This is a genomic window from Porphyromonas vaginalis, from assembly GCF_958301595.1.
GTDB classification, from domain to species: domain Bacteria; phylum Bacteroidota; class Bacteroidia; order Bacteroidales; family Porphyromonadaceae; genus Porphyromonas; species Porphyromonas vaginalis.
The window spans coordinates 617,660-636,700 of record NZ_CATQJU010000001.1; the positions used below are offsets into that span (position 1 = coordinate 617,660).

Annotated in this window: 9 protein-coding genes, 3 tRNA genes and 3 rRNA genes; 2 read left to right on the top strand and 13 right to left on the bottom strand. The window is 53.2% G+C overall.

The genetic code is table 11. The features are described 5' to 3' along the window. Nucleotides 1–480: 480 nt before the first annotated feature. The 5 genes from rrf to Q2J34_RS02400 form a co-directional block, all read right to left on the bottom strand. Nucleotides 481–591 (bottom strand): 5S ribosomal RNA (gene rrf / locus Q2J34_RS02380). A gap of 129 nt (nucleotides 592–720) precedes the next feature. Continuing rightward, nucleotides 721–3,599 (bottom strand): 23S ribosomal RNA (locus Q2J34_RS02385). A 212-nt stretch (nucleotides 3,600–3,811) separates the two neighbouring features. After that, nucleotides 3,812–3,885 (bottom strand) — tRNA-Ala (locus Q2J34_RS02390). Between the two features lie 41 nt (nucleotides 3,886–3,926). Next, nucleotides 3,927–4,000 (bottom strand) — tRNA-Ile (locus Q2J34_RS02395). Between the two features lie 362 nt (nucleotides 4,001–4,362). After that, nucleotides 4,363–5,891: ribosomal RNA gene (locus Q2J34_RS02400) — 16S ribosomal RNA — on the bottom strand. The 16S, 23S and 5S rRNA genes sit together here with 2 tRNA genes alongside, the layout of an rRNA operon. 2,001 nt (nucleotides 5,892–7,892) lie before the next feature. On the opposite strand from Q2J34_RS02400, the gene Q2J34_RS02405 reads away from it, so the two are divergent. Next, nucleotides 7,893–7,966 (top strand) — tRNA-Met (locus Q2J34_RS02405). Between the two features lie 320 nt (nucleotides 7,967–8,286). Here the strand turns inward: Q2J34_RS02405 and Q2J34_RS02410 are convergent. The 7 genes from Q2J34_RS02410 to Q2J34_RS02440 all read right to left on the bottom strand — a co-directional run bounded on the left by Q2J34_RS02410 (nucleotide 8,287) and on the right by Q2J34_RS02440 (nucleotide 15,481). Then, nucleotides 8,287–8,664, bottom strand: a complete 378-nt coding sequence (locus tag Q2J34_RS02410; RefSeq protein ID WP_004331687.1) for a RidA family protein — start codon at nucleotides 8,662–8,664, stop codon at nucleotides 8,287–8,289. A gap of 28 nt (nucleotides 8,665–8,692) precedes the next feature. After that, nucleotides 8,693–9,436, bottom strand: coding sequence for a 23S rRNA (guanosine(2251)-2'-O)-methyltransferase RlmB (rlmB, locus tag Q2J34_RS02415; protein WP_298887645.1), 744 nt, complete (start codon nucleotides 9,434–9,436; stop codon nucleotides 8,693–8,695). Continuing rightward, nucleotides 9,429–11,111 carry a DNA repair protein RecN gene (locus Q2J34_RS02420; protein WP_298887642.1) on the bottom strand — a complete coding sequence of 561 codons (1,683 nt, stop codon included), beginning with the start codon at nucleotides 11,109–11,111 and terminating at the stop codon, nucleotides 9,429–9,431. Before Q2J34_RS02420 ends, rlmB begins: the two co-directional genes overlap by 8 nt. 9 nt (nucleotides 11,112–11,120) lie before the next feature. Then, nucleotides 11,121–12,002 carry a type IX secretion system protein PorD gene (gene porD / locus Q2J34_RS02425; protein WP_298887639.1) on the bottom strand — a complete coding sequence of 294 codons (882 nt, stop codon included), beginning with the start codon at nucleotides 12,000–12,002 and terminating at the stop codon, nucleotides 11,121–11,123. A gap of 223 nt (nucleotides 12,003–12,225) precedes the next feature. After that, a complete protein-coding gene (coaBC, locus tag Q2J34_RS02430) occupies nucleotides 12,226–13,455 on the bottom strand; it encodes a bifunctional phosphopantothenoylcysteine decarboxylase/phosphopantothenate--cysteine ligase CoaBC (protein ID WP_300969189.1) in 1,230 nt (409 codons plus the stop codon). A gap of 27 nt (nucleotides 13,456–13,482) precedes the next feature. After that, nucleotides 13,483–14,250 carry a 3'-5' exonuclease gene (locus Q2J34_RS02435; RefSeq protein ID WP_298887634.1) on the bottom strand — a complete coding sequence of 256 codons (768 nt, stop codon included), beginning with the start codon at nucleotides 14,248–14,250 and terminating at the stop codon, nucleotides 13,483–13,485. A gap of 22 nt (nucleotides 14,251–14,272) precedes the next feature. Further along, nucleotides 14,273–15,481: a DNA polymerase III subunit beta gene (locus Q2J34_RS02440; protein WP_298887632.1), complete on the bottom strand. Its 1,209-nt coding sequence runs from the start codon at nucleotides 15,479–15,481 to the stop codon at nucleotides 14,273–14,275. A 240-nt stretch (nucleotides 15,482–15,721) separates the two neighbouring features. Here Q2J34_RS02440 and Q2J34_RS02445 point away from each other — a divergent pair, with 240 nt between their 5' ends. After that, nucleotides 15,722–16,921: a saccharopine dehydrogenase family protein gene (locus Q2J34_RS02445; protein ID WP_298887630.1), complete on the top strand. Its 1,200-nt coding sequence runs from the start codon at nucleotides 15,722–15,724 to the stop codon at nucleotides 16,919–16,921. A 75-nt stretch (nucleotides 16,922–16,996) separates the two neighbouring features. Here the strand turns inward: Q2J34_RS02445 and Q2J34_RS02450 are convergent, their stop codons facing one another. Further along, a complete protein-coding gene (locus Q2J34_RS02450) occupies nucleotides 16,997–19,039 on the bottom strand; it encodes an alpha amylase C-terminal domain-containing protein (protein ID WP_300969190.1) in 2,043 nt (680 codons plus the stop codon). Nucleotides 19,040–19,041 lie beyond the last annotated feature (2 nt).

Sequence of the window (19,041 nt, forward strand, 5' to 3'; positions counted from 1 at the left end):
GTCAAAGCGAAACATCGTCAAGATCGTTCGACAACGGACGCACAGATCGTGCGTCCCTACAGGATTCAGTCACGGCTAGTATCAAATCGGAGGGACGGACGTTGTGTGAAAGGTTACAGCATCGTAGTATTAACGGGGACGGACGCCCTCCGGCTAGACACTCTCGTGCGTCTCTACACAGGATTCAGTCACGGCTAGTATCAAATCGGAGGGACGGACGTTGTGTGAAAGGTTACAGCATCGTGATTTAACGACAACGGACGCACAGATCGTGCGTCCCTACAGAATTCAGTCACGGCTAGTATCGAGTCATAGTGCGTCCCTCGCCCTCCATCCCCACGTCGTCCTGTTTTCGTCCTCATCATCCCCACCTCGTCCTGTAGGGCGCAGTAACACTAGCCCAGAGCTAACAGCCAAAAGCTAACAGCAAAAAAAGAGTCCCCAGACAGGTATCGTACCTATCTGAGGACTCTGCAATGGGAAAGGCGGTTACCTACTCTCCCGATTTTACTCAGTACCATCGGCGCTATTGGGCTTAACTACTCTGTTCGGAATGGGAAGAGGTGGATCCCCAACGCTATAACCACCTTAATGGGGCGACATACGTAGACTTATATAGTTACTCTAGATAGCGATTGAGTCAACATAGCTGCAAACTCACGAATACGCTGCTTCGTTTTTAGGCATACACTCTAAGTAAGTCGTATAACTCAACTCTCTTAGCGAATCGTTCGGGTAATTAGTACTACTCGGCTTTGACATTACTGTCTTTACACCTGTAGCCTATCAAGGTCATCGTCTTTGACCACCCTCAATGAGATCTTATCTTAGGGTCGGCTTCGTGCTTAGATGCTTTCAGCACTTATCCTAGCCCGACTTAGCTACTCGGCATTACACCTGGCGGCATAACCGATAGACCAGCGGTCGGTCCAACACGGTCCTCTCGTACTAGTGTCAGAGCCCTGCAAATCTCTACGCCCACAACAGATAGAGACCGAACTGTCTCACGACGTTCTGAACCCAGCTCGCGTGCCACTTTAATGGGCGAACAGCCCAACCCTTGGAACCTTCTCCAGCCCCAGGATGTGACGAGCCGACATCGAGGTGCCAAACCGCTCCGTCGATATGAGCTCTTGGGAGCGATCAGCCTGTTATCCCCGGAGTACCTTTTATCCTTTGAGCGATGGCCCTTCCATACGGAACCACCGGATCACTATGCTCTAGTTTCCTACCTGTGCGACTTGTTTGTCTCCCAGTCAAGCACCCTTGTGCCATTACACTCTACGACCGGTTACCAATCGGCCTGAGGGTACCTTTAGAAGCCTCCGTTACGCTTTTGGAGGCGACCACCCCAGTCAAACTACCCACCATACAGTGTCCTTGCCAATAAGCAAGTTAGTACCCAAACATCAAAAGGGCCGTATTTCAACAGCGACTCCTGAAGCACTGGCGTGCCCCACTCTCAGTCTCCGGCCTATCCTACACATCTGATACCCAAGTACAATGTAAAGCTATAGTAAAGGTTCACGGGGTCTTTTCGTCCCGTTGCGGGTAATCGGCATCTTCACCGATACTACAATTTCACCGAGATCGCGGTTGAGACAGTGCCCACATCGTTACACCATTCGTGCAGGTCGGAACTTACCCGACAAGGAATTTCGCTACCTTAGGACCGTTATAGTTACGGCCGCCGTTTACTGGGGCTTCAATTCAATGCTTCTCTTGCGATGACATCTCCTCTTAACCTTCCAGCACCGGGCAGGTGTCAGGCTGTATACGTGATATTTCTATTTTGCACAGCCATATGTTTTTGTTAAACAGTCGCATGGGCCTATGCTCTGCGGCCAGTGTCGCCACTGGCGTCCTTTCTCCCGAAGTTACAGGACCATTTTGCCTAGTTCCTTAACCGCGAATCTCTCGAGCGCCTTAGTATACTCAACCCAACCACCTGTGTCGGTTTGTGGTACGGGTAATATATCAATTGTTTAGCGGGTTTTCTTGGGAGCTGGCTTACCTACATTATCACTTTGTGCATGCACGCAGTGTACTCTCAGGTTCGACTCGGTCTGCGGATTTGCCTACAAACCAACTATCTACACCCTTTAACCAACTATTCCGTCAGTCGGCAGTAGTGTCACTTCTCCGTCTCCACATCACTCAATATATTAGTACTGGAATATTAACCAGTTCTTCCATCGGAATCGCCATTAGGCTTATCCTTAGGCCCCGACTAACCCTGATCCGATTAACGTTGATCAGGAAACCTTAGTCTTTCGGCGAGGGGGTTTCTCGCCCCCTTTATCGTTACTTATACCTACATTTGCTTTTCCTATCGATCCAACACAGGTCGCCCCTGTATCTTCTGCTCAATAGGAATGCTCCCCTACCGATGTATTCACATCCCACAGCTTCGGTACACTACTTATGCCCGATTATTATCCACGCCAAAATCCTCGACTAGTGAGCTGTTACGCACTCTTTAAATGAATGGCTGCTTCCAAGCCAACATCCTAGCTGTCTTCGCATCTTGACTTCGTTTGTCCAACTTAGTAGTGATTTCGGGACCTTAGCCGATGGTCCGGATTGTTCTCCTTTAGGACATGGACCTTAGCACCCATGCCCTCACTCCTTGGCTATGACTTGTACGCATTCGGAGTTTGTCTGGACTTGATAGCCGGTGAAAGCCTCGCATCCAATCAGTCGCTCTACCTCATACAAGAAACACCAAAGGCTGCACCTAAATGCATTTCGGGGAGTACGAGCTATCTCCAAGTTTGATTAGCCTTTCACCCCTACCCTCAGTTCATCCGAAAGCTTTTCAACGCTTACCGGTTGGGTCCTCCAGATAGTGTTACCTATCCTTCAACCTGACCAAGGGTAGATCACTTGGTTTCGCGTCTACCTCTACCGACTAATCGCCCTATTCAGACTCGCTTTCGCTCCGGTTCCGTACTTACATGTACTTAACCTCGCCGGCAACGGTAACTCGTAGGTTCATTATGCAAAAGGCACGCAGTCACCCCACGAAGGGGCTCCTACCGCTTGTAAGCAGATGGTTTCAGGGTCTATTGCACTCCTCTTATCGAGGTTCTTTTCACCTTTCCCTCACGGTACTTGTTCACTATCGGTCTCTTGGAAGTATTTAGCCTTACGGGATGGGCCCCGCAGATTCACACAGGATTTCTCGTGTCCCGCGCTACTCAGGTGGTAACTCTGTCCATAAACTCGTTTCAAATACGGGACTGTCACCCTCTATGGTCGACATTTCCATGTCGTTCTTCTACAAGTGTATAGTACATTAGTGTTACTCCTACAACCCCGTAGATGCCGAAACATCTGCGGTTTGGGCTACTCCCCGTTCGCTCGCCACTACTAAGGGAATCACTTTTGTTTTCTTTTCCTGAGGGTACTGAGATGTTTCAGTTCCCCCCGTTGACCTCTCTTGCGAGATACTAGACCTCCAGTCTAGTGGGTTGCCCCATTCGGAAATCTGCGGATCAATTCGTATGTGCCAATCCCCGCAGCTTATCGCAGCTTATCACGTCCTTCTTCGCCTCCAAGAGCCTAGGCATCCGCCATCTGCCCTTATAACTTTTCGCCTTGAGCCTTGCATCAACTTACGTCGATACAATCTCAGTTGAGTTATACTACTTAGCGCACGATCTAAAATCGTTACTCGCTTTGTATTCGTTTGTTCGTACTTATTGCTAAGTACGCTCGTTACTCGTTTCTATTCTATTGTTTCTATTGCTACGTATGTCAAAGATCACTTGATGCCTCGCTTCGCTTGCGCTCCGTCTTAGCATCCGTGTGGAGAATATCGGATTCGAACCGATGACCCCCTGCTTGCAAAGCAGGTGCTCTAGCCAGCTGAGCTAATCCCCCGTCCATCTTACTTATAAGATATACAAGATATCGTCCCTTTGTAGTCCCAGGCAGAGTTGAACTGCCGACCTCTACATTATCAGTGTAGCGCTCTAACCAACTGAGCTATAGGACTCTCTAGTCTGTCATACCTCAGCATGACCTAGGGCGTATATCCTATTCATGGGTTTATCGCTCTACACGTGGACGACGTCTCGAGACCGCTCTCTATTCCTGCCTGCTTATCCAGCTGACAGCCTCTGAGCGTTGCCTCAGGGTCGCTCTCGCTTCATCGATGCTCCATGTTATATGGATTTCATAACTAATACTGTCTTTATTGTGTGTTACCTACTTGACGATCTCCTATCCATGCCTCACTGCGTCTGATAGACTTGTAAGAAAAATAGCACCAATCTTAGAGATAGGTCTTGATGAGATCTCGATACTAAGGAATCGCTTCCTCTTATATCTCAACCTCTCAGTGCCTCGTGTCTCCAGAAAGGAGGTGTTCCAGCCGCACCTTCCGGTACGGCTACCTTGTTACGACTTAGCCCCAGTCACCAGTTTTACCCTCAAGCGCTCCTGTGACGGTCACGCTCTTCAGGTACCCCCGACTCCCATGGCTTGACGGGCGGTGTGTGCAAGGTCCGGGAACGTATTCACCGCGCCATGGCTGATGCGCGATTACTAGCGAATCCAGCTTCACAGAGTCGAGTTGCAGACTCCGATCCGAACTGGGATAGGGTTTATAGATTAGCTCTCTGTCGCCAGATGGCTGCTCGCTGTCCCTACCATTGTAACACGTGTGTCGCCCCGGATGTAAGGGCCGTGCTGATTTGACGTCATCCGCTCCTTCCTCACGTCTTACGACGGCTGTCTCGATAGAGTCCTCGACTTAACTCGTTAGTAACTATCGACGCGGGTTGCGCTCGTTATGGCACTTAAGCCGACACCTCACGGCACGAGCTGACGACAACCATGCAGCACCTACATAGAAGCCCCGAAGGGAAGAGACCTCTCAGCCTCATGCATCTACATTTCAATCCCGGGTAAGGTTCCTCGCGTATCATCGAATTAAACCACATGTTCCTCCGCTTGTGCGGACCCCCGCCAATCTCTTTGAGTTTCACCGTTGCCGGCGTACTCCCCAGGTGGAATACTTATCGCTTTCGCTTAGACCCATACTGTATATCGCATAGATCTAGTATTCATCGTTTACTGCGTGGACTACCAGGGTATCTAATCCTGTTTGATACCCACGCTTTCGTGCTTCAGTGTCAGTTGTAATGTAGTACGCTGCCTGCGCAATCGGAGTTCTGTGTGATATCTATGCATTTCACCGCTACACCACACGTTCCACGTACCTCCAGTACACTCTAGCTAGAGAGTTTCAAAGGCAAGACCATAGTTGAGCTACAGCTTTTCACCCCTGACTTCCCTTGCAACCTACGCACCCTTTAAACCCAATAATTCCGGATAACGCTCGCATCCTCCGTATTACCGCGGCTGCTGGCACGGAGTTAGCCGATGCTTATTCGTATGGTAACTGCAAACGTCTACACGTAGACGACTTTAATCCCATACAAAAGAAGTTTACAACCCTTGCGGGCAGTCTTCCTTCACGCGACTTGGCTGGTTCAGGCTCTCGCCCATTGACCAATATTCCTCACTGCTGCCTCCCGTAGGAGTTTGACCCGTATCTCAGTGTCAATGTGGGGGGTCAACCTCTCAGTCCCCCTATCCATCGTTGCCTTGGTAAGCCGTTACCTTACCAACTAGCTAATGGAACGCAGGCCTATCTCTTAGCGATTAATCTTTCCTCCTCTTCTCATGTGATCTAAGGAGAGTATGGTGTATTAGTCCGACTTTCATCGGGTTATTCACCACTAAGAGGTAAGTTGCATACGTGTTACTCACCCATTCGCCGGTCGCCGACGACGTATTGCTACATCTCGCTGCCCCTCGACTTGCATGTGTTAAGCCTATCGCTAGCGTTCATCCTGAGCCAGAGTCAAACTCTCCATTGTTAGTATTTTGTTTGTTTGTTCTCTGTGTTATAACACAAGACCCGCAGTAGCTTGCGCCACCTATTCAAGCCTTGTCTCTAAGATGATTATTGTGCTATTATGCTTATTGTCCTCGCAGTGTAGACCTAGATTTTTGATTGTCTTAGGTATTGCTCGATCTAGATGTAATCTAGACCACTACACTTTGATTGCTTAGTTATGAAATATATCAAAGATCGCTTCTATAATTCCCGTAAGCGTAGCCCCTCGTTAGAAGCTCCAGCTCTAGACCTCTTCAGCTTGTGAAGAGCGAACTGCTTTTTCTTGCGGATTGTGAGTGCAAAGGTACGACAAGTTTTTGAAACCACCAAATATTTGGAGAAGTTTTTTTTGCCGATCGATTTCTGTTTGCTGGAAGCTCGTGTTAAGCAAGCTTCTGAGTTAGCTCTACTAGCGCCTCGATCAGCTGTCGTCGTCACCAACCTCCAATCATGTATCGGACACTTCCGACCACCCTTTCTTTGGAGTTGCGGATGCAAAGTTACGACAACTTTTTGAATCCACCAAATTTTCGGAGAAGTTTTTTTTTTCGAGAGCCTCATTCCTGTGTCTGGCACCTATTATATATAGGAGTACCTAGATCGCATTCGCGAGGGTACCTACTATTATATATAGCACCCTATCCGTTAGGATCTGAAACCTCGACAAAGAAGCTGACAAGCAGCACTCTAATCGTCAAAACTTGCTCACTACTCAAGGCTCTCCAGACACCTCCGAAGACCCGTTCTTTTGAGTTGCGAGTGCAAAGGTACTACAACTTTCCGAATCCGCCAAATTTTCGGAGAAGTTTTTTTTTCCCGAGAGCCTCATCCCTGTGTCTGACACCTATTATATATAGGAGTACCTAGGTCGAATTTGCGAGGGCACCTATTACATATAGGAGTACCTAGGTCGCATCTGCGAGGACACCTATTGTGAGACTGTTGACTTTTGCAACAGTCTCTAATGTGTCAGCCCTCTAATCTCTAACTTCTAATCTCTCCCCCTCCGAACTCTCCGATTCCTCCGATGCTCTCCGATCCCTAATTTCTAATCTCTAACTTCTAACCTCTAATCTCTAATAACACATCTTTACAGGGAAATTCGTCCGATTCCCTCCTTTCTTGAATATCCATGTGGAAAATCTCAAATCTCCACGTGGATATTTTTTATTTTCCACGTGGGCGTCATTCATTTCCTCCGAAGTTTCATTTGATTCCTCCGAGGAGTTTTTTATTTCCTACCTGGGAAATAAAAATTCTCCACGTGGAGATTTTGAAATATCCACGTGGAAATCACTTTTCACCGACACAGTGCCGTTTCGATATGTAGTCGGATCTAAATTATTGTAGCAAGCTGGCGTTGGGTCGGAGCGATCGGAGCTATCAGAGCGATCAGAGGTATCGGAGAACTAGTGCCTCTAGTGTCACTAGTTTCTCTAGCTAACCGCCAACAGCCAACGGACACAACGGACGCACTCCGACTAGATACTAGCTGTGACCGAGTCCTGGACGGACGGACGCACGAGAGTATCTAGTGGGAGGGCGTCCGTTGTCGAACGATCTTGACTCGACACTAGCCGTGACGACACCCTGTAGGAACGCACGAGAGTGTCTAGTGGGAGGGCGTCCGTCCCCGTTAATACCACGACGCTGTAACCTTTGACACAACGGACGCACAGATCGTGCATCCCTACTGGACGATATTTCGCTTTGACGGGGACGGACGCACAGATCGTGCGTCCCTACTGGACGATATTTCGCTTTGACGGGGACGGACGCACAGATCGTGCGTCCCTACTGGACGATATTTCGCTTTGACGGGGACGGACGCACAGATCGTGCGTCCCTACAGGACTCAGTAACACCAGCCAATCGCTAACCGTTAAGAGCTAAGAGCCAACAGCTAATTTCACGAAGCGTTGGTTGGTTCGAAAATATTGTGTACCTTTGCATCGTCTAAGGGGGAAGCCCCTCTGTGGATGGCGAGGTAGCTCAGCTGGTTAGAGCGTCGGATTCATAATCCGGAGGTCGAGGGATCGTGACCCTCTCTCGCTACAAACGAATCGAGTAGGTCGGGAAACGAAAGTTTTCTGACCTACTTTCGGTATGACGGGCATGTCATACCAAAGAAGAACAGCACCTTGACTGCGGTCAGGGTGCTGTTCTTCTGTTATTAACTGAGGTGTAGCAGGCGATGCTACCTCAGACTGTTGCATAAAGGCGAATCGCTGTGTTGCTTTCGGGATTCGGCTTCGGTCACATACGGAGGTATGCTCCCTTCAGACCTCACCCTCAGCGCCTTGCTCTTCATCCTTTCTGCAAAGTCTGGACAATTGCTTGCAAGATTTTGAACCTGTTGACTTTTGCAACAGACTCTACTTGTGTGCGATCACTTCGATCTCGACGAGTCCGCCCTTGGGGAGGGTCTTGACAGCAACGGCAGAGCGTGCTGGGAAAGCACCTGAGAAGTGCTTCTCGTAGACTGCATTCATCGCAGCAAAGTCGCCCATATCAGCGAGGAAGCAGGTGGTCTTGACAACCTGATCGAAGGTAAAGCCAGCCTCGTCGAGGATAGCCTTCAGATTGCGAAAGACTTGCTCCGTCTGTGCTGAGACATCTTCTGATACGAAAGCACCAGACTTGGGATCCAGGCCAAGCTGACCCGAGGTGATGAGCATGTCGCCGAAGGCTATTGCCTGGCTGTAAGGTCCGATAGCTGCAGGAGCGTTTGGAGTGGAAATTACTTTTTTCATAGTATACTTCTGATTGTATTGTGAACTTTTATAGGTTTGCGTTGTGCTGGCGAACGACCTCGTAGAGCATGATGCCGGTAGCGACCGATACGTTGAGCGAGGAGATCTGTCCCAGCTGTGGTATGGAGACGCGGTCGGTGAGTTGCTTGAGGACGCCCGTGGAGATCCCTTTTTGCTCCGACCCCATGACGATGCCCAGGGGTGGCGTCATCGGGAGGGAGGTGTAGTTTGTCGTGGCGTCTACATCGGCGCCGACGAGCTGTAGCCCGCTATCCCGTAGGAAGCGGCAAGCGGTCACGAGGTCACGCTCACGGCAGACGGGTATGCGCATGAGTGCTCCAGCGGAAGCGTTGACCGCATCGGCCGTAACGGAGACGCTGTCTCGCTCGGGGATGACAATAGCGTGAACCCCAGAGCATTCGCAAGTACGCGCAATAGCACCAAAGTTGCGCACGTCGGTGACCCCGTCGAGCAGTACGACAAAAGGCATCTGCCCCTCGTCATAAAGCATCGGTATGAGCAACTCTAGACGGGTGTAGGTGATGGGCGAGATGAGTGCTACGACCCCCTGGTGGGCACCTCGTGTGAAGCGGTTGAGACGCTCGGCGGGAACCTCCATGACAGGTATGCCCTGAGCGCGTGCGGTGCGTTTGATCTCTAGGAGTTCGCCCGTGGCGGCTCCTTTTTTCATATAGATCTTGTCTATGTCGCTATGAGAGGCTAGGCTCTCTGAGAGAGCGTGTATGCCGTAGATGAGTTTTTGCTTAATCATGTGCTGTAAGTAATGTGTGTGCGGCAGCGATAGCCTCTGGGGTTATCTGGTCGCCACTCTGGAGGCGCGCTATCTCGTTGATACGCTCTTCGGGTGTGAGGAGGCGAAGGTGCGAGTGGGTCTCGCCGTTGGTCTCCTCTTTATATATAAGTATATGCTGGGTGGCCGCCGAAGCGATCTGCGGTAGGTGGGTGATGACGAAGATCTGCTGGTGCTCGCCCATCGTGTGGAGCATGTCGCCTATGCGGGAGGCAGCGATGCCCGAGGTGCCGGTGTCGATCTCGTCAAAGACGATAGCAGGCGAACTGGCCAGCTCAGCGTGGCTCGAGGCGGCTTGACTGCGCAAAGCCTTAAGTGCTAGCATCAGTCGGGCTATCTCACCGCCCGAAGCGATGTCGGTGACTGGGCGGAGTGGCTGATCGCTGTTGGCTGAAAGCAGGAAGTCGACCTGATCCATGCCTCGCTCGGTCGGCTTGTCGAGGAGCTGGAGTGCTATGTCAAAGCGAGCGTGCGGCATCTCCAGCTGGTAGAGCGTCTTGGTGACGCTCCGTGCGATCTGTGTAGCGACCTTGGCGCGCGCCTCGTGGAGTTGCTTGCCTAGGGTGAGCACCTCTGTCCGCTGCTGGAGCACTTCGGTGCGTAGTGCGGCTAGCTCCTGCTCGTACTGAGCGGTGTGAGCGAGCTTGGCACCAAGCTCTTGGCTGTACTCGACGAGCTCTTCGGGGGATAGGAGGTTGTGCTTTTTGAGCAAAGCATTGACTCCGCCTAGGATCGTGTTGATCTCCTCTAAGCGCGCAGGATTGTAGGCGACCTCGCCCTGCAGACGGTTCAAGTCGCTCTCGATGTCGTCTAGCTCGATGACGAGGCTCCGCATGCGCTCTGTGTAATTGGTCAGCTCGGGAAGGTAAGCAGCGGTCTGCTCCATCTGCTCCTGCGCCGTGGTGAGCTGATCAACGATGCTATGCGGTCTGTTGAGTAGTGCGAGGATGCTCTGCAAGCCCTCCTGTATCTCCTGTGTGTGGGTGAGTCGCTCCGCCTCGTCGGCAAGGTCAGTGAGCGAGTACTGCTCGAGCTTGAGCGCAGCGATCTCCTCGTAAGCTCGGCTGTTCAGCTCATACTCCGCCTCGGCTTGCTGCGCCTCTGTGCGCAGCTTCTTGAGTCGTATGGCGTTGTCGTGGTACTGCTGATAGGCGCTGTGGTAGGCCTCGACAAGCTGCGCCTCGGCACCTAGCTGCGAGTCGATGAGTGCGATCTGATAAGCGCCCTCACGGAGCAAGAGGTTGCGATGCTGCGAGTGAACGTCCAGCAGGAGTGCGCCCAGTTCCTCCAGCTGAACGAGGGTGATGGGCGTATCATTGACAAAGATGCGACTACGTCCCGTCTGTCGTATCTCACGACGTACGAGACAGCTCTCTTCGGTCTCTAGCTCCTGCGCTTGCATCCATTCGATAACCTGAGGGCTGAGCTGCGTGAACTCCCCCTCGATAACCGCCTTCTGGCAGCCCTGACGAATGGTCGATATGTCGGCACGCCCTCCTGCCAGCAGTTGTAGGGCTGAGACAAAGATACTCTTGCCCGCTCCCGTTTCACCTGTGACTGCTATGAGTCCCGTGGGGAAGGTGCAGCTAAGCTCCTCAATGAGAATGTAGTCCCGTATGTATAGGCTGTGCAGCATGGAGTGTAGTTACTTCTTCAAGGCTGAGAGCTTGCTATCTTCCGTTGGGAAGATCTTGGAGAGGGTCTTGTAAGCAGCCATGCGGCTATCCTGTGGAGCACCTTCGACCAGAAGGGGTAGCTCGTCAAGCTTCGTCTGTGCGAAGATCTGTAGGAGTGGAGACAAACTGTTGGCCTGCCAGGTCTCCTCGAGTAGGGAGAGCTGCTCTAATATATTGGTGTAGCCACGACGTAAGTTGCTCGTGAGGAGGTCTAGTCCCTGGCGATGGTACTGGTACCAGTAGTTGCGCCACGGCTGGTGCGCTGGATCGTTGTAAGCTTGGCTGATGGCGTAGCGGTTGTTGTCGCTGGCGTAAGCTTTCCAGCCTGACCAGTCCATCATCTGCTGAGCCGTCGCCACCAGCTGCTGCATCTGTCGCGCAGCGTAGTCGCCCCCGAGAGGTGCGAAGGAGTCAAAGTCCAAGGCTAAGATGAGATAAGCGTAGAAAGCGACCGTCGCCACGAGATTGTTGTCAATCTGTGTGGGCGCATAGACGAGCGGCTGGTAGGGAGCGTACTGGAAGTTTAGCTCACGGTCTAGATGCACCAGCAGTGGGGTCGTATAGGAGGCTCCGTAGACGGGGCGCTGTGCGGATATGCTTAGCTCGGCCGTATAGAGACCATCGTCAGATACGCTCACGAGGTTCAGTCCCCAGGCGCACTCGATCCGCTCCATTGGCGAGAAGGTGGCATTCGTCCATCGCGTCTGGTTGATCATCTCGGTCAACTGCTGGGTCAAGTCGGACACGATCGCCTGATCGGCAGAGGAGCCGAGACGATCCACGTTGACCGTGACACGCGCATTCAGCTCCTGCGCTAGGCTCTGCGCAGGGAGCCAGAGGAGTAGTGCCACTAAGAGACTGTTGCATAAAAGCGAATAGCGGCGTTGCTTTCGGGGTTCGGCTTCGGTTACATACGGAGGTATGCTCCCTTCAGACCTCACCCTCAGCGCCTTGCGCTTCATCCTTTCTGCAAAGTCAGGACAATCTTGCAAGCAAGATTGTGAGCCTGTTGACCTTTGCAACAGTCTCACTAAGGCTAGGAGAAAACGCTTCATTTGATCGAGCTTCATAAGACTAAACGAGCTGTGTGCGATGCTTGAGCACGAAGTCTACGATCTGCTCCGCCACGACCGCCTTGCTCTCTAGTGGCAGGTCGCACCGAGTGCCCGCTTTGTCTAGGATTAGCACCTTATTCGTCGGAACTCCAAAGCCCGCACCCGCATCGCTCGTCGAGTTCAGCACGATCGCATCGAGATGTTTGTTGTGCAGCTTGCTCTCGGCTGCGGCTGTATCCACAGAGGTCTCCAGAGCAAAGCCCACTAAGTACTGTCCTGCACGGCGCTGCGCTCCAAGAGTCGCTGCTATGTCGGGATTTTGCGTCAGCGTGAGCTGCATCTGCTCCCCGCCACGACGCTCCTTCTTGATCTTTCCAGACACGCGCTCCTCGGGTCGGTAGTCAGCCACTGCCGCTGCAAAGATCGCTATCGAGCTACGCCCGAAGGTCTCCTGAGCTGCTGCCAGCATCTCTTCGGCAGTCATCACGGGGTGTACGACAATCTGCGGGTTGGTGGGACGGAGATGCGTTGGCCCTAAGACCAAATGTACCTCGGCCCCCTGACGTGCCAAAGCTTCCGCCAGTGAGATACCCATCAGTCCCGACGAATGGTTGCCTATGAAGCGCACATCGTCGATCGGTTCGTAGGTAGGTCCAGCTGTGATGGTGACGCACTCCCCTGCTAAGGGTAGCTTCTCCGCTTTAGCGGTGAGCATTGCGACCGCCTGCTCTAAGATTTCCTCCGGCTCCTGCATACGTCCCCGCCCAGTCAGTCCACTAGCGAGAAAGCCCTCGGCGGGCAACGCTTGTGCGACACCGTCCTGCGCCAGTATCTCCAGATTGCGGGCGGTCGTCGGGTGAGACCACATGTCTAGATCCATCGCAGGGGCGATCAGCACGGGAGCGCGCATCGCTAGGTAAGTGGTCACGAGGATATTGTCGGCAATGCCGTGCGCCATCTTACCGATCGTGCTAGCCGTGGCGGGAGCTATGATCATCAGGTCAGCCCAAGTGCCCAGCGTCACGTGACTATGCCACGAACCATCCCGACGATCGAAGAAGTCTGAGACCACCGCATGCTGCGAGAGCGTGGCGAGCGTCAGCGGCGTGATGAACTCCTTAGCGGCAGGCGTCATAACCACCTGCACCTCGGCTCCCTCCTTGATCAGCAGGCGTACGAGCGAGGCACTCTTGTAGGCGGCTATCCCGCCGGTGATCCCTACGACTATATGCTTATTCTGTAAGCGCATGGCTATCTCTCGTGTGGCGTGACGGCTCTAAGGCTTCATCTGCTCCTTGATCAGGAGGAACTGACGCTTTGTGTCTCGTGAGAAGTCCGCTTGTAGTAGCCAGCTGAGGTAGCCGGGTTCTTCGCGTAGAACCTCCTCGACAGAGCGTCCCTTGTGCTTGCCAAAGTTAAAGACCGGCACATCGTTATCGTCTCGCACAATGCGCCCAGCGAGGTCTACATTGCGATGATAAGTGGTCAGGTCGGAGAGTTCCTTGACACTGCTTGGCAGTGCGTCGCCATACTTCTCCAGCTGTGCCAGTAGCACATCGAGCGTAGCGATCGTGTCTGCCTCAGCACCATGCGCTCCGATATGCTCACGATGACAATAGAAGCGCACAGCGCCCTCGAGCGTCCGCGGCTCCATCTTGTGAAAGATCGTCTGCACGTCTATATGTTGCCTAGAGAGCAGGTCCACCTCCACCCCAGCACGGAGGAACTCCTCCCCGAGCATCGGCAGGTCAAAGCGCTGCGAGTTGTAACCCGCCAGGTCGCATCCATCGATCAGCTCCGCTAAGCTCTTAGCACAAGCTCTAAAGGGCGGACAGTCACGCACATCTTCGTCCGTAATGCCATGTATTGCTGTGCTTTCGGCTGGGATAGGCATCTCCGGATTGAAGCGTCGTGTCCGCACGATCCGCTCTCCATCGGGCATCAGCTTGAGAATGGTTAACTCGACGATACGGTCATTCGTAATATCTAGTCCCGTAGCCTCTATATCAAAGAAGACTAGCGGACGATCCAGCTGTAACTTCATAGTCTATGCAAATTCGGGGTCCTTAGATACGTACGGGAGCTGTGATACCTCGCAGGTCCGTTTGGTCAGCCACCTTGGTCGGTGTGATCATGATCGGCTGCGTGGCATTGGTAATGTGTAGCTGCAAGCTCTCAGCATTGAACGCCTTGAGGAACTTAATGAAGGTGTTCGTCTTGAAGGTGATCTGCATCCCCTCCATCTGCTCGGGATAGTCCACGGGGATACGCTCCTCGACATCGACACCAGGCGTATTCGCACCCTGTGCGTAGAAGCCTCCCTTCATCACCATCGCATGCTCCTCAAAGGTGATACAGAGCAGGCTCGAGTCGGCACCTAGCCCGACGATATTGCTCAGATAGTTGACACGAGTTGTGGCACGCTGCAAAACTTGTCCGTCGATCTCGATCATATAGGTCATCGCATCGGGGAGTAGCCCATTGTAGTTGGGGAAGTCCAGCACACTCACCTGCGAAACCACATTGTAAGTGCCGAAGCGCACCTCCGCCTGCTTATTATTGAATATGACGAGTACCTCCTCATTGGCAAAGTTCGGTAGGATAGACTGTAGGAAGCTAGAGACCTTGATCGGGAGCGTGAAGCTCGGATCCCTCAGCGAAGCTTGTGCTACCTCGCCCTCCTTCTCGACGATCCGTGCATCGTAGTCTATGTAGCGTACGAGCTGCACATTGTCCGTCGCGCAGAGCTCTAGACGGTCCGTGAGCATGACGAAGTGCACGCCATGTAGCTGCTCACGCGATGTGTCGGGATAGGCAGCCGGTAGAACCGCCGAGATACCAGCCAGGAGGCTAGAGCTATTCATACTCATCATCGCAGCCCCCTCGGTATCCTCGGGAGACTCTCTAGAGACGTAGAGATCCGCGTCGCCGATGGGTATGTCTAGGTATCCCGTCGAGTGGATCAGGTGGATAAAGCGTGCGCCCTCTTCGGTCGTCTGCATCTCCATGGTCAGTGGCTGTACAGGGAGTGACTTGATATAGTCCAGTAGTGGTGTGGGAGCTATGAGAAAGTGCATCTCGCCATCACACTCCAGCGGAGCGATCACACCAGTCGAGCGCATCATCGTATCGCCTCCCGTCACGGAGATCCGCTCAGGAGTCACCTCAAAGAGATAGTTGGCCAGTGCAGGCATAGAGACATTGCTTGCAGGGACAAGGCGCCCTACATTTTGCAAGAGCGTGGAGAGCTCGTTGCTATTGACGGTAAACTTCATATATGATTCCTATCTACTGATTATACCACAAAGATAATAAAAAGATATCAGCCGTCGGCTAGAGCCACTAGTGCTACTAGAAAAAGCTCTAACCTCTAGCTTCTAACCTCTAATCTCTAACTTCTTTTTCGTATCTTTGGCAGAGCAAAGTAGCGACGACGCTTGAGCAGCCGCAAAGGATGGTCGGCATAGCTACCATAAACCTCATGAATCTCTAACGCTTTTAACTATACAACCTCTATGACAAGAGTGATCATCATCGGAGCTGGTGGCGTAGGCACCGTAGTAGCTCACAAAGTGGCTCAGAATGCTGAGACCTTTACTGACATTATGCTGGCGAGCCGCACTAAGTCTAAGTGTGACGCTATCGCAGCACAGATACAAAACGTCAAGATCCAGACCGCACAGGTGGATGCGGACGATGTGGAGCAGCTCGTGAAGCTCTTCGAAAGCTTCCGTCCAGACATCTGCATCAACGTAGCACTCCCCTACCAAGATCTCACCATCATGGAGGCGTGTCTCAAGGCAGGCGTCAACTACCTTGACACGGCAAACTATGAGCCCCTTGACGAGGCTAAGTATCAGTACAGCTGGCAGTGGGCCTACCACGACCGCTTTAAGGAGGCTGGGCTGACTGCCGTCCTAGGGTGTGGCTTTGACCCAGGTGTGACCAGTATCTTCACCGCTTACGCTGCCAAGCATCACTTTGACGAGATACACTACCTCGACATCGTGGACTGCAACGGTGGTGACCACCACAAGGCGTTTGCGACCAACTTCAACCCAGAGATCAATATCCGTGAGATCACCCAAAAGGGTAAGTACTACCACGAGGGCGAGTGGATCGAGACGGAGCCTCAGGAGATACATCGTCCGCTGCACTACCCAGGCATCGGCGTACGCGAGTCTTACCTACTCTACCACGAGGAGCTGGAGTCCCTCGTCAAGCACTTCCCCACGATACGTCGGGCGCGCTTCTGGATGACCTTCGGTGAGGAGTATCTCAAGTACCTCGAGGTGATCCAAAACATTGGTATGGCGAGCATCGAGCCGATCAACTACAATGGCCAGGAGATCGTGCCGATCCAATTCCTCAAGGCTGTCCTACCCAATCCTAAGGAGCTGGGCGAGAACTATACGGGCGAGACCTCTATCGGCTGCCGTATTCGTGGCGTCAAGGACGGCAAGGAGCGTACCTATTATATATGGAACAACTGCTCTCACCAAGCAGCCTACCGTGAGACCGGCACGCAGGGTGTCAGCTACACGACGGGTGTCCCCGCTACGACGGGCGCACTGATGCTCGCCAAGGGTCTGTGGGGTGGCGCTGGCGTCTTCAACGTCGAGCAGTTTGACCCAAATCCCTTCCTCGAGGAGGTGGCTCGTCAGGGACTGCCCTGGCATGAGTCCTTCGACATCGACATCGAGTTCGAGAAGTAAGACTTACACATAAGCTAGACAAAGGCGCATAGCTCTCGTGAACTATGCGCCTTTGCTGTTTTTACGAAAGGGCTGTTACGGCTTGCGACAGTAGACTTGCGCTGAGCGGGAGGGCAGATAGAGTCGTAGCTCGGTGCCACCCTCGGCGGTGGTGCGGGTGTGGTGCGTGACGCTGGCATCGATACGTCCGAAGCCTCCGCAGGCGACCGCATCGCTGTCGAGGAGAAGCTCGTACTGCCCCGCTGGCACGCCCTCGATGAGATAGTCGACGTAGCTCTCCGTGGGGCTAAAGTTGAAGGCAAAGAGGTAGCCGTCACCTCGCATGAAGACGATAACCTGTCGCTCCGTGTGGCTGTGATAGCAGTAGTCCGAGAGTTCTGCAAAGCGGGGCGTCAAGCCACAGAGCGAGAGCATCCCTTTGTCAAAGTGCGCTAGCTGCTTGTAGCGCAGTAAGTCATTAGCCTGTAGTGACCACTGACGACGAGCGTACTGGTAGGAGTAGCCATTGCCCTCACGAGGGAAGTCGATCCACTCGGGGTGTCCAAACTCATTGCCCATGAAGGTGAGATAACCACCGCACATCGTGGCGAAGGTCATCAGACGGATCATATTGCAGAGCGCTATGCCACGCATCACCCGATCGTTGTAGTCGTTCTGCTGCATGTGCCAGTACATGTCGCTATCGATGAGTCGGAAGATGATAGTCTTGTCTCCGACGAGTGCCTGGTCATGACTCTCAGCGTAGGAGATCGTTCGCTCCGTAGGACGATGATTGCGCAGTTCGTACCACATATTCTCCGGATTCCAGGCTTCGTCGGGCTGCTCTTTGATCAGCTTGATCCAGTAGTCCGGCACATTCATCGCCAGGCGGTAGTCAAAGCCGTAGCCGCCTGTGGCTTGACTTTCGCACAGTCCTGGCAGTCCGCTCACCTCCTCGGCGATGGTCGTCGCCGAGGGCTTGACAGCGTGGATTAGTTCGTTGGCGAGCGTCAGATAGGTCAGCGCATCTCGGTCTACGTTGCCATTGTAGTAGTCCGCATAAGTGAGGAAAGGTCGCCCCAAGCCGTGGTCCTCGTAAAGCATCGAGGTGACCCCATCGAAGCGGAAGCCATCGAAGCCGTACTCCGTGAGCCAGTAGTGGCAATTGGAGAGGAGGTAGTGTACCACCTCACCACGGCCGTAGTCGAAGCAGAGCGAGTCCCACTGCGGGTGCTCGCCACGGCTCCCCTCGTGAAAGAAGAGCGTCCGCGTGCCGTCGTAGCGCGCCAAGCCCTCAGCCTCGTTGCGCACGGCATGCGAGTGGACCAAGTCCATAATGACGTAGAGCCCTAAGGCGTGCGCCTCATTAACCAGGCGCTTGAGGTCGTCGGGCGTGCCGAAGCGACTGGACGGAGCGAAGAAGTTGGAGACGTGATAGCCGTACGAGCCATAGAACGGGTGCTCCTGCACCGCCATGATCTGGAGCGTGTTGTAGCCCGCCGAGACGATGTAGGGGAGTCGCTCCGTGCGAAACTGCTCGTAGCTCGCAACGCCCATCTCCTCGCCACTCATCCCTATGTGGCACTCATAGATGAGCAAGGTATCGGGACGCTGAGGTGCTGGCGCCTGCATCAGGTAAGGCTCTTCGGGAGCCCAAACACGAGCGCAGAAGCTATAGTCACGCGGGTCCTGCACCACATAATGTGCGTAAGCCGGGATCCGCTCTAGCTCCTCATCATCGGTGCAGATAAGGAGCTTGTAGTAGTCTAGATGGTGTAGTGCTGTGGCGGGTAGCTCGAGGAGCCATTCACCTAGTCGCTCCTCATTGGCAACAAATCGATAGTTCGGATCTTTACGCCACTGGTTAGCGTCGCAAAGCAGGTAGACCGCCTGAGCCGCTGGCGCAAATTCACGCAGTGTCCACCCCGATTCGGTGCGGTGCAGCCCAAAGTAAAGGTGTCCGCACGCCCAGCTAGAAAGGCTCTGCGAGCCGACAAAGAGCTGCCGACGCACTGCGATATAGCTTTGCCACGCCTCTATCGTCTCATAGTAAGGTGCGAGCCACGGGTCTTGCTGCGCCCAGAGTGGCGTGGTCTGCTTTTGCTTTGCTTGGCGAGGAGTACCTCTCTGACGTTTCATAG

Bases quoted from the DNA above. Each gene is read 5' to 3' on its own strand.
- Q2J34_RS02450 (WP_300969190.1), bottom strand. From the start codon at position 19,039: ATGAAACGTCAGAGAGGTACTCCTCGCCAAGCAAAGCAAAAGCAGACC.
- rlmB (WP_298887645.1), bottom strand. From the start codon at position 9,436: ATGATTAAGCAAAAACTCATCTACGGCATACACGCTCTCTCAGAGAGC.
- Q2J34_RS02440 (WP_298887632.1), bottom strand. From the start codon at position 15,481: ATGAAGTTTACCGTCAATAGCAACGAGCTCTCCACGCTCTTGCAAAAT.
- Q2J34_RS02445 (WP_298887630.1), top strand. From the start codon at position 15,722: ATGACAAGAGTGATCATCATCGGAGCTGGTGGCGTAGGCACCGTAGTA.
- Q2J34_RS02435 (WP_298887634.1), bottom strand. From the start codon at position 14,250: ATGAAGTTACAGCTGGATCGTCCGCTAGTCTTCTTTGATATAGAGGCT.
- Q2J34_RS02410 (WP_004331687.1), bottom strand. From the start codon at position 8,664: ATGAAAAAAGTAATTTCCACTCCAAACGCTCCTGCAGCTATCGGACCT.
- coaBC (WP_300969189.1), bottom strand. From the start codon at position 13,455: ATGCGCTTACAGAATAAGCATATAGTCGTAGGGATCACCGGCGGGATA.
- Q2J34_RS02420 (WP_298887642.1), bottom strand. From the start codon at position 11,111: ATGCTGCACAGCCTATACATACGGGACTACATTCTCATTGAGGAGCTT.